Here is a 15747-nt window from a genome sequence, read left to right on the forward strand (position 1 = left end):
GGAATTGTTCTAAAAAAGGCTGGCAGAATGCTGGCCAGCCGCTGCTAAATTTTCAGATTAAGATTATACTTGTGAATCATCTCTTTAATGCATAATCGTTATACGTTTTTTACTTCATTTATATGGAAAAAATATGACCAAGCTTAAAGCAGTTATCCCCGTTGCGGGTCTGGGTATGCATATGCTCCCTGCTACAAAAGCCATTCCTAAAGAGATGCTGCCCGTTGTCGACAAGCCAATGATTCAGTACATCATTGATGAGTGTGTGGCAGCCGGCATCAAGGAAATTGTTCTGGTCACCCACGCGTCCAAGAATGCGGTTGAAAACCATTTTGATACTTCCTATGAACTGGAAGCGCTGCTGGAAGCGCGCGTCAAGCGTTCGCTCCTGAGCGAAGTTCAGTCTATCTGTCCGCCAGGCGTGACGATCATGAACGTGCGCCAGCCTCAGCCGCTGGGCCTTGCTAACTCCATTCTTTGCGCACGCCCCATGCTGCATGATGAAGCGTTTGTGGTTGTGCTGCCAGATATCCTGCTGGATGACTCTACTGCCGATCCGCTGCGCTATAACCTCGCGGCAATGGTTGCTCGCTTTGAAGAAACACAGCGCAGCCAGGTTCTGGTTCACCATATGCCAGAGGCTGACCTTTCTGAATACTCCGTGGTGAAAACCCAGGAGACTATGGATAACCCAGGCCAGATCAGCCAGATTCTGGACTTCGTTGAAAAACCAGCAAATCCACAGACGCTGGATTCAGACCTGGCTGCCGTTGGCCGCTATGTGCTCTCAGCAGATATCTGGGCAGAACTGGAAAATCTTGAGCCGGGCGCCTGGGATCGTTACCAGCTGACCGATGCCATTGCAAACCTTGCCAAAAAACAGCCTGTTGATGCGCACCAACTGTCTGGCACCAGCTTCGACTGTGGCCGTAAACTGGGCTACATGAAAGCTTTCGTTTCCTGGGGCCTGAGAAACAATGCGCAGGGACGTGAGTTCCGCGAAGAAATCAAAAAGATCCTCGCTAAATAACCCACACAGCCACGCACTGCGTGGTTGCAAGGAGTCAACATGGCTATTTTAGTAACGGGTGGAGCGGGTTACATCGGCTCTCACACGGTGCTGACGCTTTTACAGCGCGGCGACGACGTTGTGGTACTGGATAACCTGAGTAATGCATCACCTGAATCCCTTAACCGCGTAGAAAAGCTGGCAGGTAAAACGGCAACTTTTTGCGAAGGTGACATTCTGGATCGCGCCTGCCTGCGCGATCTGTTTGCTCAGCACGCTATCACCGCTGTTATCCACTTTGCCGGTCTGAAAGCGGTAGGAGAATCTACCCGCATGCCGCTGGAGTATTACCAGAACAACGTCACCGGTACGCTGGTGCTGTTGGAAGAGATGCGGGCAGCTGGAGTTAATCAATTTATCTTCAGTTCCTCTGCCACCGTTTATGGCGCAGATGCACCGGTTCCCTATGTGGAAACCACGCCAATCGGGGGCACGACCAGCCCATACGGCACCTCGAAGCTGATGGTTGAGTTTATCCTGCGTGATTACGCCAAAGCGAACCCGGAATTCAAAACCATCGCGCTGCGCTATTTCAACCCGGTAGGCGCACACGAGTCTGGCCAGATAGGTGAAGATCCTAATGGTATCCCTAATAACCTGTTGCCTTATATTGCGCAGGTTGCCATTGGACGTCTGGAAAAGTTAGGCATCTTTGGCGGTGACTACCCAACCAAAGATGGTACAGGCGAGCGTGACTACATCCACGTGATGGATCTGGCTGAAGGTCATCTTAAAGCGCTGGACCATATATCAGCGGTTGAAGGTTACAAAGCCTATAATCTTGGTGCTGGAGTAGGGTACTCCGTGCTGGAGATGGTGAAAGCGTTTGAGAAAGCTGCCGGGAAAGAGATCCCTTATCAGATCTCGCCGCGTCGCGCTGGCGACCTGCCTGCCTTCTGGGCGGATGCCTCTCTGGCCGATAAAGAGCTGGACTGGCGTGTATCGCGTGGTATCGACGAGATGATGCGTGATACCTGGAACTGGCAGAGTAAAAATCCTGACGGTTATCGCTGATTGTTGAGCGCACCCGGTTTTCAACTAAACTCCCTCAGGGGAGTTTTTTGCTTTTACAAACGGGCAAAATGTGAGCTTGCGCCAGCACACAGGCGAATTTAGCAGAGAAAAAGTTGTTTTTGATGACAGGGAAGAATGAGAATTTTCATGGTTTTTGCTATCCTGCGTTGTGCTTAAGTTAGTCTTTCTGTGCTTTCTTAAAGCCTGCATTTACCCTGATTGTAAAGCAGAATGAGTTATTCGACGCGACTGGTAGCGATAGCCAGGGGCGGTAGCGTGGAATAATTTCCTCAAGACAATAGCGAGATACGCGGTGTGAAAATTCTAGTGACCGGCGGTGCAGGATTTATTGGTTCTGCAGTAGTTCGCCATATTATTAATAATACTTCTGACAGCGTTATTAACGTCGATAAACTAACCTATGCTGGTAATCTGGATTCTCTGGCTGAAGTTAGCGATCATTCTCGTTATGCTTTTGCTCAGGCAGATATCTGTGATGCCTCAGCTATGAGTAAGCTGCTTGCAGAGCATCAACCTGATGCCATCATGCATCTGGCTGCAGAAAGCCATGTGGATCGCTCAATTACTGGCCCCGCTGCATTCATTGAAACGAACATTGTCGGCACTTATGTACTTCTGGAAGCAGCACGTACTTACTGGAACGGGCTTGATACCAACCGTAAAGCAGCCTTCCGTTTCCACCATATCTCTACTGATGAAGTGTATGGCGATCTGCCCCATCCTGATGAGGTAGCAGATAACAGTGAACTGCCCCTGTTCACTGAGATGACGCCTTATGCACCAAGCAGCCCTTACTCAGCTTCTAAAGCATCAAGCGATCATTTAGTTCGCGCCTGGTTGCGTACCTATGGCTTACCAACGCTGGTGACCAACTGCTCTAACAATTACGGGCCGTTCCACTTTCCTGAAAAGCTCATCCCGTTAGTGATCCTCAATGCGCTGGATGGGAAACCGCTACCAGTCTATGGCAAAGGCGATCAAATCCGCGATTGGTTATACGTTGAAGATCATGCTCGTGCGCTTTATACCGTTGTGACTAAGGGCATTGTAGGTGAGACCTACAATATCGGCGGCCATAATGAGAAGCAGAACCTGGAAGTAGTGCAGACTATTTGTAACCTGCTGGACGAGCTCGTTCCGAAAAGCGAAAGCTATCGTGAGCAGATTACCTACGTTACTGATCGGCCCGGTCACGATCGCCGTTATGCAATTGATGCCGATAAAATCAGCAGAGAGTTGGGGTGGAAGCCGGTGGAGACGTTTGAAAGCGGTATCCGTAAAACGGTGCAATGGTATCTGAATAACACCCAATGGATAAGCAACGTCCAGTCTGGAAATTATAAAAGAGAACGATTAGGTTTGGAAGGAGCAAAGTGATGAAAGGAATTATTCTTGCGGGCGGTTCTGGGACACGTCTGTACCCAATCACCATAGGGGTATCGAAACAACTTCTTCCCGTTTATGATAAACCTATGATCTATTATCCACTATCAGTTTTAATGCTTTCAGGAATAAAAGAAGTACTAGTTATAACTACACCAGATGATAAAAGTTCCTTTGTGAAATTATTGGGCGATGGTTCTCAATTTGGAATTAATATTGTATATGAAGTACAAGCCAAACCCGATGGATTGGCACAAGCATTTATTATTGGGGCTAAATTTATTGGGAAAGATTCTGTATGTTTAGTTTTAGGTGATAATATATTTTTTGGCCAAGGTTTTGGCCATAAACTCAAAACTGTTGCTCAAAATAATCAAGGAGCAACAGTGTTTGGCTATCAGGTTATGGATCCAGAACGGTATGGAGTTGTTGAGTTTGATGATGATTATAAGGCTCTAGCAATTGACGAAAAGCCATTGCAACCAAAATCTAATTGGGCCGTTACAGGATTATATTTCTATGATAATACTGTCATTGATAAAGCAAAAAAAGTTTTACCTTCAAAACGTGGGGAATTAGAGATTACCTCCATAAATGAAATGTATTTGAAAGAAAGTAAACTTAATGTTGAACTGTTAGGGCGTGGATTTGCTTGGTTAGACACAGGTACACATGATAGTTTGATAGAGGCCGGAAGTTTTGTTGAAACAGTTCAGAAAAGACAAGGAATGATGGTTGCTTGTCCTGAAGAAATAGCTTGGAGAAATGGCTGGCTTAAGGATGAAGATATTCATACTAAAGCTGAGGCACTGAAAAAGAATAAATATGGTGAGTATTTGCACAAACTTTTAAAAAACAAGGCAACCTATCATGGAAATTAAGTTTATACCGTTACAAACTTACGGTGATGAGCGTGGGTCTTTAGTTGCCTTGGAAGAAACAAAAAACATTCCCTTCTCAATTAAACGTGTGTATTACATGTTTGATACAAAAAAAAATGTGACACGAGGCTATCATGCCCATCGAGAATTGAAACAGGTGGCTATAGCACTTAAAGGATCTTGCAAATTTATTCTGGACGATTCTGTTGAAAGAGTTGAAGTTATTTTAAATGACCCCGCAAAAGGGTTATTACTTGACTCAGTTATTTGGAGAGAAATAACTGAGTTTTCTGATGATTGCGTTCTAATGGTTCTTGCTGATCATCACTATGATGAAAGTGATTATATCAGAGATTATAATCAATTCCTTGAGGAGTCTCGTAATGAAATTTGAGAAGCTTTCGGCTAAAACAATTAATCTACGATTGGTTGAACCTTCTGATGCTGATTTTATTTACTCATTAAGGAACGATGAATTATTCAATAAACATTTGTCGTTAACGTCGGGAGTAGTAGGCGATCAAAAAAAATGGATAGAAAAATATAAAGAGAGAGAAGCTGAAGGAAAAGAATATTACTTTATTATACAAAGATTAGATAACAATCATTCTATTGGCACTATTAGAATGTATGATTTCAAAGATAACCCTGCTTCATTTTGTTGGGGAAGTTGGATACTAAATAAAGATAAAACTAACTCTGCAGCATTAGAGAGCGCATTATTAATTTATAATCTGGCTTTTAAATCTTTAAGTTTTGAACAATCCCATTTTGATGTGCGGGTTAATAATGAAAAAGTTATCGGATTCCATAAAAAAATGGGCGCAGAAATAGTGTCTGAAAATGACCTTGATTATTTTTTTATTTATAGAAAAGATGTATTTCTATCTTCAATGGCTAAGTTTAATAAATTTTTGGTGGGATAATGGTTAACTTCCTGGATTTAAAAAAAATTAATGAAAAACACAAGATTGAACTTCTGAAGGCATGCGAAAGAGTCATTGATTCAGGATGGTATATCTTAGGAAAAGAAGTAAAAGAATTCGAAAATGAATTTGCAAAATATTGCGGAACGAAGTATAGCATTGGCGTGGCTAACGGGCTGGATGCATTAATCCTTACCCTTAGAGCATGGAAAGAATTAGGGTATATTGCTCCAGGGGACCATGTATTAGTTCCTGCTAATACCTATATAGCTTCAATATTGGCAATTACAGAAAATGATTTAATACCTATATTAGTCGAGCCAGATAAAAAAACGTATAATATTTCCGTAGAAAATTGCAAGAAAAATATCACTTCGAAAACCAAAGTTATTTTACCTGTACATTTGTATGGGCAAATATCTGAAATGGATGAAATCGTTGCTTTTGCGAAAGATAACAATCTTCTTGTGCTTGAAGATTGTGCACAGGCACATGGAGCCTCATTATCAGGAATAAAAGCTGGTGCGTGGGGGAATGCTGGAGCCTTTAGTTTTTATCCTGGCAAAAACCTAGGAGCATTGGGTGATGCGGGCGCAATTGTTACAAATGATATAAAACTCTATGAAGTAATTAATGCATTACGAAATTATGGGTCACATAAGAAATACGAAAATATCTATACTGGTGTGAATAGCCGGTTGGATGAAATCCAGGCCGCAATGTTAAAAGTTAAGCTCAATTATTTGGAAGAAGACATAATGGCAAGAAGGAAAATTGCCCTTAACTACCTGAATAACATTAATAACATTAATGTTATTTTGCCTTTTTGCAGTCAAGTAGAAAAACATGTCTGGCATTTGTTTGTTATTCGTTCCCCAAAGAGGCATAAATTAATTGAGCATTTGGATGCAAAAGGAATTCAAACGCTTGTGCATTATCCCATACCTCCGCATAAACAAAGAGCTTATAGTAATCTTAACTCATTAGAACTTCCTTTTACGGAAAGACTGCACGATGAAATCCTCTCTATACCAATGGATCCAACTTTGAGTCAGGATCATTGCAACAGAGTTATTGATGCCGTAAATGAGTTTAAATAATGAAAAAGTTATTATCTGTAACATTTTTTACAGCGCTTTTAACATTAGTAAGAATGGCTGCAGGTTTTTTCATAGCTAAGATAGTGGCTGTGTACACAGGGCCAGCAGGAATGGGCATGTTAGGTCAGGTTCAAAGTATGCTCACCGCTATCAATGGTGTAGCAACTTCACCGGTTGGCAATGGAGTAGTAAGGTATACTTCTCAAAATTATTCGAATGGATACGAAGCTTGTGCGCCTTGGTGGCGTGCAGCACTTCAATGGTCGATAGGCATTTTTTTAATAATTTTCCCTCTATCCGTGTTGTTTTCTCAATCCATATCAATATATTTATTTAATGAGCCTAAATATTATTGGATAATAATCATTTCAAGTGGAGTCCTTCCATTTTCGGTTATAAACACATTTGCCATTTCTATAATAAATGGACAGCAACTATATAAACGTTATGTAATCGCCGGGATGATTTCTGTATCAGTCTCGACCCTTGTAATGGTTGCTTTAATCGTCAAATGGAATTTAAATGGAGCCTTATTAGCAGCTGCATTGAATCTTTCAATATCCGGTATTGTTATATTATTAATCTCATTAAGGCAACCTTGGCTAAGGTTAAAATATTTTTTTGGGAAGGTAGAAAAAGAAAATATTAAGGCAATATATTCTTATGTTTTGATGTCTATTACATCTGCTTTGGCTATGCCTTTAGCCCTTGTTTTTATAAGAAACATTATGGTGGCCCATCTGGGATGGGAATTAACCGGATTGTGGCAGGCAGTATGGAAAATATCAGAAGTATATTTAGCAATAGTCACCTTGGCGCTTAGTACTTACTATTTACCTAAGCTATCTAGTTTATCTTCATTGGGTGAAATAAGAAAAGAAATTCATATTACCGCTAAGGTAATAATGCCATTAGTATGCTTGATGGCAATAAGTATATATTTTTTGAGGGATGTTGCGATTACAGTTTTATTTACTGAGCAATTTAGAGCGGCTAGAGATATATTTGCAATTCAGTTAGTTGGGGATGTGCTTAAAATCCTTTCTTGGTTATATGCCTTTCCTATGCTTGCGAAAGGTGCTACCAGATGGTTTATATTCTCTGAGGTTTTTTTCTCACTAACTTTTATTGCGTTATCATATTTATTTATCACCAAATTTGGCATACAGGGAGCTTCGATAGGTTTTGCTTGTAACTATCTAATGTATTTTATATTTGTTTATTTCAATCTTGATAGAATTGCAAAGTGAATGTAGAGAAAACCCTAATGAAAGAAATCATCAGCATAGTAGTTGTAACGTTTAATTCTGAAAAGACAATTATAGAAACATTAAATAGTATACGGCAACAGGATTATGGTTCAGCCAACTTAAAATTAATTATCTCGGATGATTTCTCTACCGATTTTACTATAAAAATAATAAAAGACTGGCTTAGCGATTATGCAAGTGAATTCAATGAAGTGGTGTTATTAACCTCCGTTGAAAACTCAGGAGTAAGTGCTAATTGTAATCGTGCATGGAAAAAAGTTGATACTTTATGGGTTAAAAGTATAGGCGGTGACGATCTGTTAAGACCAAACTGCATATCCAGTTATGTACAATATAAAAACACCCATAAAGAAAGTTTTGCTATTTTTTCAAGGATGCAATGGTTTGGATATATAAGTAAGGTTGTTCCTGAAAAGTATGATATGCCTTTCTTTGAAATGACAGCTTGTGAACAGCATGAATATTTGAAGTTCAAAAGTTTCAACCTGGCCCCCACTTCATTTCTGAACACTAATATATTAGCTGAAGTAGGCTATGCAGATGAACGTTTTAGAAATATTGAGGATCTTCCGCTTTGGTTAAGAATTACTGGACAGGGCTATAAGCTGTCTTTCAATGATGAAATCACCGTTAACTATCGAGTGGCTAACTCAATCTCAAAGAATTCTCAACGTTATATTAATGAAGGTTTTTTAAATGATCTAATTAATATAGATAAAATGCATACTTTTAAAGAGCTTAAGGGTTTGTATCCTAAGTTATTGAAAATTGATACGTTGATATTACTCAATGGGAAAAGGTTAATTAAAAAGGTGACCAATAACAAAAAAGGTAGATTTTCAAAAATTCTTGATATAATTCATTTTATGATGAGACCTGTCTATTTCTTTGTGAAAATAAAAAAAATGTTTATCAATAAATTTCTCTAGTCATTTATGTTCAGTAGGTCTTAGGGGATGTAGTTTATGTATGAAATAATGGTCTTTCTCTTCTTTTTTTTGCTTCCCGTAGGGTTCACTATTGATTATTATTGCTGGAAGCGATTAACACCCTGCATAGTTTCGTTTATTGGAGTTTATTTTATTCTCCTTATATATGAATTGATAGGTCAATCTCTCGGCTTCATTACGCTTAGTAAATTTGTCTATTTTTATATATTTTTGTTTTACTTATGTGGCCTTTTAGCAAGTATCACGGCCGCAATATTCTTCTCACGTATAGATAAAATAAAACCTCCTGTCATTGAATTTTCCCTTTTTAACTATGGGGATCGGGCAAAGAATTTTATAACAAATGTTGCGCTGTTAATGTCATTGATTTGTAGTTGGCATATTTTTTCTGCCTATCGAGACTTGGGAAGTTTTGTTAGCGAGGATTTTGAAGCTAGGCTTACTTATGGATTCGCTGGACATTCCTTTGCTATATTAATGGCTACGCTACCTTTTTTAGTGGAAATTTATCTTAAACATAAGAAGAAGAAATATATAGTTTTTATTTCCTTTATATTTATTCTTTTATTCATGAAACAGGTTAAATATTGGGTAATGATACCCTTGGTATGGATGGTTTGGTATGTTATTAGTGGAAAATTTATTCAGCTTTCATTTAAAAAGTATATTACTATTTCACTAAAGCTAGCTCTTGTTTTAATTGCTCTGTTTTTCTCTGTTTATTTTATGAAAGTCATTATGAGCAACCAATCTGGTAATCTGGATTATTTTTCTGTAATGTTTAGTATAATGATTCATTTTTTAGGTTACTTGTTTTCGGGAATACTCACACTTTCTAATTATGAAGGATTGGGCTTATATAATAATCTTACATTTAAAGATGCTTTTGGTTTGCTTGCTGGATTTTTAAATATATTCAATGCGATATCAGGAAGTGATTTACTCACTCTTGAGCTTGTAAGACCAATGTTGCCTTTAAATATAATATACGGCGCTGTGGGGAATGTTCCTTCAATATGGGGAACCTTACTTTTATCGGCAGGAAATTACGCGTTTTTGTTTTTCTTCATCATGATTTTTCTTCTTTCTTTTTTATGTGGTATGTCCAGTCACTCGAAATTAATGCTGATGATTTATACCTTTTTAACTTCGTTTCTATTTTTCTCATGGTTTGACTATTATTATTATTTGTTGACTCCTTATGAGGTTTCTGCTTTTGTTATGCTTTTTTATTTCTGCATACAAATAATTAAAAAAATGCCACGTTTTAATTTTGGATTAAAAAAATGACCTTAATAAAAAAAATTTTAGTTACTATAAAATCTTTATATTTGACTGTTTATTACCTGATGAGATTAGTTTTTTTTAGTCCAAAATTAGAGCCTGGTAATAATGGATATGTTGTCTCTTTGACAAGTTATGGCAGTAGAGTTAAGTTCTCGTTTTTAACAATAGAAAGTATATTTCAGCAGTCTTTCAAACCAGACGCTATTGTGCTTTGGCTATATAAAAATGATAAGCCCCGAGGTGTTTGGTTAAAAATTTTACAGCATCAAGAGAGAAGAGGCTTAACCGTTAGGTATGTAGATCGTGATGTTCGTTCCTATAAAAAACTTTCATTTATACTGGATGATAATTCTTTACCTCGTCATATTACACCTAAATTTATTGTTACAGCAGATGATGACATTTTTTATCCTGAAAATTGGATGGAAGGTTTCAATAATTATAATAAAAAAAATGAACCCGCTGTACTTTGTTATCGAGGAAGAAATATTATTATCAATAAAAATGGAAGAATCAGTCCATATGATCAATGGTCACTAGCTTCAAAAATGTCTGCAAAAGACTATACAATTTTACCTACAGGTGTATCAGGTATATGTTACCCAATTAAAGCGCTTGACAATTCAATAGCGCTCTTTGATGAAATTGCTAAAATATGTCCTTATGCAGATGATATCTGGTATAAGATGGTAACAACTAAAAATAATTTCGATTCTCGTCTTATTGTTAAGGATAGCATTCATTTTGTACCTGTTTTCACGGGGTTCACTAAGGGGCTTGAAAAGTTTAATGTAATAAATAAACTTAACGATAATCAATTTATTGCGAGTATGGATTATTTTATGCTTAATGTTAGTTCTTTCATGATTAATAAGGACAAGTAAAATTGAGCAAGTTAGTGTCTATTATCACCCCAGCCTATAATGCTGAAACCTTTATAGAAGAATTATATTTTTGCTTATTGAAACAGACCTATAGCAACTGGGAATGGTTAGTAACTGATGATTGCTCAACCGATAAAACTTATGATATTTTGCTTCGTTTAAGTTTACAAGATCCCAGAGTCAAGCCACAAAAGAATTCCGTTAACTCAGGTGCAGCTGTCACACGAAATAATTCTCTTGCTCGAGCCTCTGGAGATTTTATTGCTTTCATTGATAGTGATGATATTTGGCATTCCAAAAAACTTGAATTGCAACTGAAATTTATGGGTGATGATATTAAATTTTCATTTACCGCCTATAAAATTATTTCGGAAGATGGAATCGATTCTGGTCAGACAGTCGATACACATCATATTTCCCCTGTTACTTATGTTGATATGTTAAAAAAGAAAGCTACTTTAGGTTGTTCTACTGTGATATTACGACGTAATGTTATTGATGACTTAACTATGCCACTATTGCGTACGGGCCAAGATTATGCCTTATGGCTTAAAATTCTTAAAACGGGAGTTAAGGCTCATGCACTTACAGAAGTATTGACTGAGTACAGGATTGTTGCAGGCTCAATTTCAAGGAATAAATTCAAGAAAGCCAGACGACAATGGCAGATTTATAGAGAAGTTGAATGTTTAAGTATCTTAAATGCCGCCTATTGTTTTTGTTTCTATGCATGGCGCGCCGTTTTTAGAAAATGATTGCTTTGATGTTCATTTGTTGGCCATGTTAGTAAGGCGGTGATGGTTAAGTGAGCGCTACCATTTTTTAATTTCATACTATGTTCTGAATCAATGCCACTATCGCACCAATTACTTTCTTCATTACACAAACCTGAGTTAACATGTTTAGAACATTGGCCGCAGTGCCAAAACTGCAAGTAACAACACGTAGACAGGAGTAGGTATGTCCAAGCAACAGATCGGCGTTGTAGGTATGGCAGTAATGGGCCGTAACCTGGCTCTCAACATTGAGAGCCGCGGTTATACAGTGTCAATTTTTAACCGTTCACGCGAAAAGACGGAAGAAGTCATCGCTGAAAATGAAGGCAAAAAACTGGCGCCTTACTACACCATCGAAGAGTTTGTTGAATCCCTTGAGAAGCCACGTCGTATTCTCCTGATGGTCCAGGCTGGAGAAGCCACAGATAAAACAATCGCTTCTCTGACCCCGCATCTTGATAAAGGTGACATCCTGATCGATGGCGGTAACACCTTCTATAAAGATACTATTCGCCGCAATCGTGAACTGTCCGATCAGGGCTTCAACTTCATTGGTACTGGCGTATCCGGTGGTGAAGAGGGTGCGCTTAAAGGGCCTTCCATCATGCCTGGTGGACAGAAAGAAGCTTATGAACTGGTTGCGCCTATCCTGACTGAGATTGCAGCCCGTGCAGAAGGCGAAGCGTGCGTGGCCTATATGGGTCCGGACGGTGCGGGTCATTATGTGAAGATGGTTCACAACGGCATCGAGTATGGCGACATGCAGCTGATTGCAGAAGCCTATTCCCTGCTTAAAAATGCTCTGAACCTGAGCAATGATGACCTTGCTAAAACCTTTAGCGAGTGGAATGAAGGTGAGCTAAGCAGCTACCTGATCGATATCACTAAAGATATCTTCACTAAAAAAGATGAAGACGGCAACTATCTGGTTGATGTGATCCTTGATGAAGCAGCTAACAAAGGCACCGGTAAATGGACCAGCCAGAGTTCTCTGGATCTTGGAGAGCCACTGTCACTCATTACTGAATCCGTGTTCGCCCGTTACCTCTCTTCTCTGAAGACACAGCGTGTGGCGGCTTCTAAAGTACTGAGCGGACCAACGGTGCAAACAATCTCCGGTGATAAAGCAGAGTTCGTTGAGAAAGTTCGTCGTGCTTTGTACCTGGGTAAAATCGTTTCTTATGCGCAGGGCTTCTCACAGCTGAAAGCAGCTTCTGATGAAAACAACTGGGATCTGCACTACGGTGAGATTGCTAAAATCTTCCGTGCAGGGTGCATCATTCGTGCTCAGTTCCTGCAAAAGATTACCGATGCGTATGCAGATAATGCGAACATTGCTAACCTGCTGTTGGCACCATACTTTAAAAACGTAGCAGATGAATATCAGCAGGCGCTGCGTGATGTGGTTGCTTATGCCGTACAGAACGGTATCCCAACACCTACGTTCTCTGCTGCTATCGCATACTATGACAGTTATCGTTCAGCGGTATTGCCTGCTAACCTGATTCAGGCGCAGCGCGATTACTTTGGTGCGCACACCTACAAGCGTACTGATAAAGAAGGTGTATTCCACACTGAATGGTTGGACTAAAGTTAATACCTCCCTCTTAAGTGGGAGGTATTTTTTAATTCAAACTCCATACTCCCTTCAGCATTATTTTTTTGCTGCTTAATAATTTATCAGAGTATTATCAAATTATGTCACTTGAGAAGCATTCAGCTCGCTCTGAGCATAACTCGTCACATTCAGCAAACAGTCACCATGACGAAGAGTTTGATCTTTTTGATCTTGTGGCTAAATTATGGAATGGTAAAATTATCATATTGTCTTCTATTGTTATTATGGTGATTTTAGCAGCTATCTATCTTCTGTTTGCAAAAGAGAAATGGACCTCTGAGACGATTATTACTCAACCTGCCGCGGGACAGGTTGCCACATTTAATAATGCATTGAGTGTTCTTTACGTTCAAAACATTGAAGACAAAGTGTCATTGCCAGATTTACAACGCCAGATTTTCGGTAGATATATAGCTTCTGCATATGCTCTTTCGGGGACTTTAAGAAACCTTGAAGAACCACTAGACTTGAAGGTTAGGCCTGTAACAGCAGGTAAGGATGATCCTATCAGTATCACCTTTACTGGTAGCTCTCCTAAGCAAGCTCAGCAAAAATTAAGCCATTATCTCAATGAGTTAAATAAGAATGTTTCTGACGATTTTGCTATAGATATGAGAAGTAATATTTTTGTCAGGCAAAATGGTCTTAAAGACTCTATTGCTGCTCAAGAAAAAATTGCTCAAGATAAAAAAGAGCATCGTATAGACGTTATGAAGCAAGCTATGAAAATAGCTGAAGCTGCTAAAATAGAAAAATCTAATTTAAGTCAGGCAGAGTTTCTATCAGATGATACTTTATATTTATTAGGCACATCTGCTCTTAGTTCCATGATTGCTAATGAAAAATCTAAGCCTCTGGAATATAATGACTACTATTATGCAAGCCAAAGGGCTTTGCTTTCACTTAATAATTTAAGAATAGATTTTTCAAGAATGCAGAATTTCCAATATATCAAAAAACCCGACTTGCCAATATACAGAGATAGTCCTAAAAAATCATTAACTCTCTTATTGGCTATTATTTTGGGGGGAATTATTGGATCCGGGATTGTAATAATCAGAAATATCTTTGACATAAGACGTACGAGAAACAACGAAATATAAAGTTATACTATGTTAAATAAAAAAATGAATAGATTTCAATAAGTTTTTTTATAAAGGTTTCCCCCGGGAAGCCTTTTTTTAACTAAAAAATATCAGGTTCATAGAGCAAGCAACTTTCCTGGCCATTTCTTTTTTGCAGTCTGTCTCTTTACCAAGCTTCCCACGGTAGCAACTCTCATTCAGTTTCTCACTACAACATCCCACCATAGTCTGCTCTTAGCGGCTTCAGCCCATTGATTAGCAGGTCCAGAATAACAGACACAACCTCAGCAGGTTCAATTAGCTCGCCAATGGCTCATCTATGAAGGATTACGCCGCTAAACAGAACGGTGATGTACTCATAACTAGCAAGCGGCACTGCTTCGTTCTTAAATAGCGGCATAAAGGCATGCTTTCTTCCAATAAACTCTATATGAATCAATTTTTATTAGTCGTGGATGGCTCACACCATGAACGCTGCGCTGTTCAGCGCCACTGGCATGAGGCTCTTTGGTATTGGTAATCGATCGCCATAGGTACTTTGCAGATGCAGCAGGCTTCATCACAAGGTTCGCTGCCGTAAATATCGGCAAGCATTTGCACGTTGCTGCCACAAGATAGCGTGCCAGAGATTTAATCGCCTGCCACGCATGAGACGTAGTGTACAGATAAGGGATAGCTTCTCGTCACAATGGATATCAGTCATCAGGCCAGCCTGACAAGCTATGTGCATCAACGTGTGACACTGAGATGTCAGTTCGATGATTGGAGAATGTTAATCAAAGTAATGATTAATAACCTGACGGATATGCTGTCGTTTTTGCTTAAGATTTCCGATCAGCTTTTCGACAGCATTCTGGTCATTGCCGGGACCAGAGTCGAAAACTGTCGGTTAAAGTCCTGCCCGGCAGTGTATCAAAGTGGCCCAGATATGGGCTGTGCCAGTTTACTCGTGCCCTGTGAATCACTATTTCAAAATACTCACCCGCTCAAACCGACAAATCCGCTGATAGTCTTCCACATCCAATACCATAGATTTCTCCAGTAACCCGGCGTTGAATGCTATTTCCGCGTTACGCTCACACAGAGTAGGGTCCACAACCACCTTCAGCTCATCATGAAAGCTGAAGGGTGGGATCGCGCCAAATACGCAGCCGGTCAGACGATCTACCTCCGCAGGGCTTGCCAGCGATGCCCGCAGGCCACCTACGGCTTGCGCAACTTTACCCAAATCAGCCTGCTGGTCTGCTGGTAAGACGGCCAGAACATACTGCTTCAGTCCGTTACCTTTTACATGGCAAACCAGCGCTTTAGCACCCTGACCAACCTCGGTGCCGCGAATGGCAGCTACCTCTTCACATTTTCCTGTGGGTACATGCTCCATCACGGTGTACCGGGCCTTTTGGCTGTCGAGCAGGCTGGTAAGACGCTCAAAAGTGCTCATAGATCCTCCTTAATAAAAAAGGCCGGATAACCGGCCCTTAA

General features: G+C 39.7%; 15 protein-coding genes. 14 read left to right on the top strand and 1 reads right to left on the bottom strand.

The window, feature by feature from the left end:
* The first annotated feature begins 133 nt into the window (after nt 1-133).
* The 14 genes from galF to wzzB all read left to right on the top strand — a co-directional run bounded on the left by galF (nt 134) and on the right by wzzB (nt 14283).
* A complete protein-coding gene (gene galF, locus AAH450_RS02320; protein WP_342908729.1) occupies nt 134-1030 on the top strand; it encodes a UTP--glucose-1-phosphate uridylyltransferase GalF in 897 nt (298 codons plus the stop codon).
* A 39-nt stretch (nt 1031-1069) separates the two neighbouring features.
* Nucleotides 1070-2083, top strand: coding sequence for a UDP-glucose 4-epimerase GalE (gene galE / locus AAH450_RS02325; RefSeq protein ID WP_342908730.1), 1014 nt, complete (start codon nt 1070-1072; stop codon nt 2081-2083).
* A gap of 315 nt (nt 2084-2398) precedes the next feature.
* Complete coding sequence (gene rfbB, locus AAH450_RS02330) at nt 2399-3481, top strand: dTDP-glucose 4,6-dehydratase (RefSeq protein ID WP_342908731.1); 1083 nt, start codon at nt 2399-2401, stop codon at nt 3479-3481.
* Entirely contained in the window at nt 3481-4368 is an 888-nt protein-coding gene (gene rfbA, locus AAH450_RS02335; RefSeq protein ID WP_342908732.1) for a glucose-1-phosphate thymidylyltransferase RfbA, read from the top strand. The genes rfbB and rfbA overlap by 1 nt, the downstream gene beginning before the upstream one ends.
* Complete coding sequence (locus tag AAH450_RS02340) at nt 4358-4762, top strand: sugar 3,4-ketoisomerase (protein WP_342908733.1); 405 nt, start codon at nt 4358-4360, stop codon at nt 4760-4762. The genes rfbA and AAH450_RS02340 overlap by 11 nt, the downstream gene beginning before the upstream one ends.
* Nucleotides 4752-5294: a GNAT family N-acetyltransferase gene (locus AAH450_RS02345; protein WP_342908734.1), complete on the top strand. Its 543-nt coding sequence runs from the start codon at nt 4752-4754 to the stop codon at nt 5292-5294. Before AAH450_RS02340 ends, AAH450_RS02345 begins: the two co-directional genes overlap by 11 nt.
* Nucleotides 5294-6394, top strand: a complete 1101-nt coding sequence (locus tag AAH450_RS02350) for a DegT/DnrJ/EryC1/StrS family aminotransferase (protein ID WP_342908735.1) — start codon at nt 5294-5296, stop codon at nt 6392-6394. The genes AAH450_RS02345 and AAH450_RS02350 overlap by 1 nt, the downstream gene beginning before the upstream one ends.
* Nucleotides 6394-7644, top strand: a complete 1251-nt coding sequence (locus tag AAH450_RS02355; RefSeq protein ID WP_342908736.1) for an O-antigen translocase — start codon at nt 6394-6396, stop codon at nt 7642-7644. The genes AAH450_RS02350 and AAH450_RS02355 overlap by 1 nt, the downstream gene beginning before the upstream one ends.
* 17 nt (nt 7645-7661) lie before the next feature.
* Nucleotides 7662-8594 (top strand): glycosyltransferase family 2 protein, encoded by a 933-nt coding sequence (locus AAH450_RS02360; RefSeq protein ID WP_342908737.1) that lies wholly within the window; start codon nt 7662-7664, stop codon nt 8592-8594.
* Nucleotides 8595-8630: 36 nt separating this feature from the next.
* On the top strand, nt 8631-9905 hold the full coding sequence (locus tag AAH450_RS02365; RefSeq protein ID WP_342908738.1) for a DUF6337 family protein: 1275 nt from the start codon (nt 8631-8633) through the stop codon (nt 9903-9905).
* Complete coding sequence (locus tag AAH450_RS02370; protein ID WP_342908739.1) at nt 9902-10786, top strand: hypothetical protein; 885 nt, start codon at nt 9902-9904, stop codon at nt 10784-10786. The genes AAH450_RS02365 and AAH450_RS02370 overlap by 4 nt, the downstream gene beginning before the upstream one ends.
* A 2-nt stretch (nt 10787-10788) precedes the next feature.
* The gene (locus tag AAH450_RS02375; RefSeq protein WP_342908740.1) at nt 10789-11541 is read left to right on the top strand and encodes a glycosyltransferase family 2 protein; all 753 of its coding nucleotides are present in this window, start codon (nt 10789-10791) and stop codon (nt 11539-11541) included.
* Between the two features lie 205 nt (nt 11542-11746).
* Entirely contained in the window at nt 11747-13153 is a 1407-nt protein-coding gene (gndA, locus tag AAH450_RS02380) for an NADP-dependent phosphogluconate dehydrogenase (RefSeq protein ID WP_342908741.1), read from the top strand.
* Nucleotides 13154-13224: 71 nt separating this feature from the next.
* Nucleotides 13225-14283, top strand: coding sequence for an LPS O-antigen chain length determinant protein WzzB (wzzB, locus tag AAH450_RS02385; RefSeq protein WP_342908742.1), 1059 nt, complete (start codon nt 13225-13227; stop codon nt 14281-14283).
* Between the two features lie 946 nt (nt 14284-15229).
* On the opposite strand, the gene AAH450_RS02390 is transcribed toward wzzB, so the two are convergent.
* The gene (locus AAH450_RS02390; protein ID WP_342908743.1) at nt 15230-15706 is read right to left on the bottom strand and encodes a YbaK/prolyl-tRNA synthetase associated domain-containing protein; all 477 of its coding nucleotides are present in this window, start codon (nt 15704-15706) and stop codon (nt 15230-15232) included.
* Nucleotides 15707-15747 lie beyond the last annotated feature (41 nt).

Origin of the sequence: Erwinia magellanica (assembly GCF_039023495.1) — a bacterium.
Classification (GTDB): Bacteria; Pseudomonadota; Gammaproteobacteria; order Enterobacterales; family Enterobacteriaceae; genus Erwinia.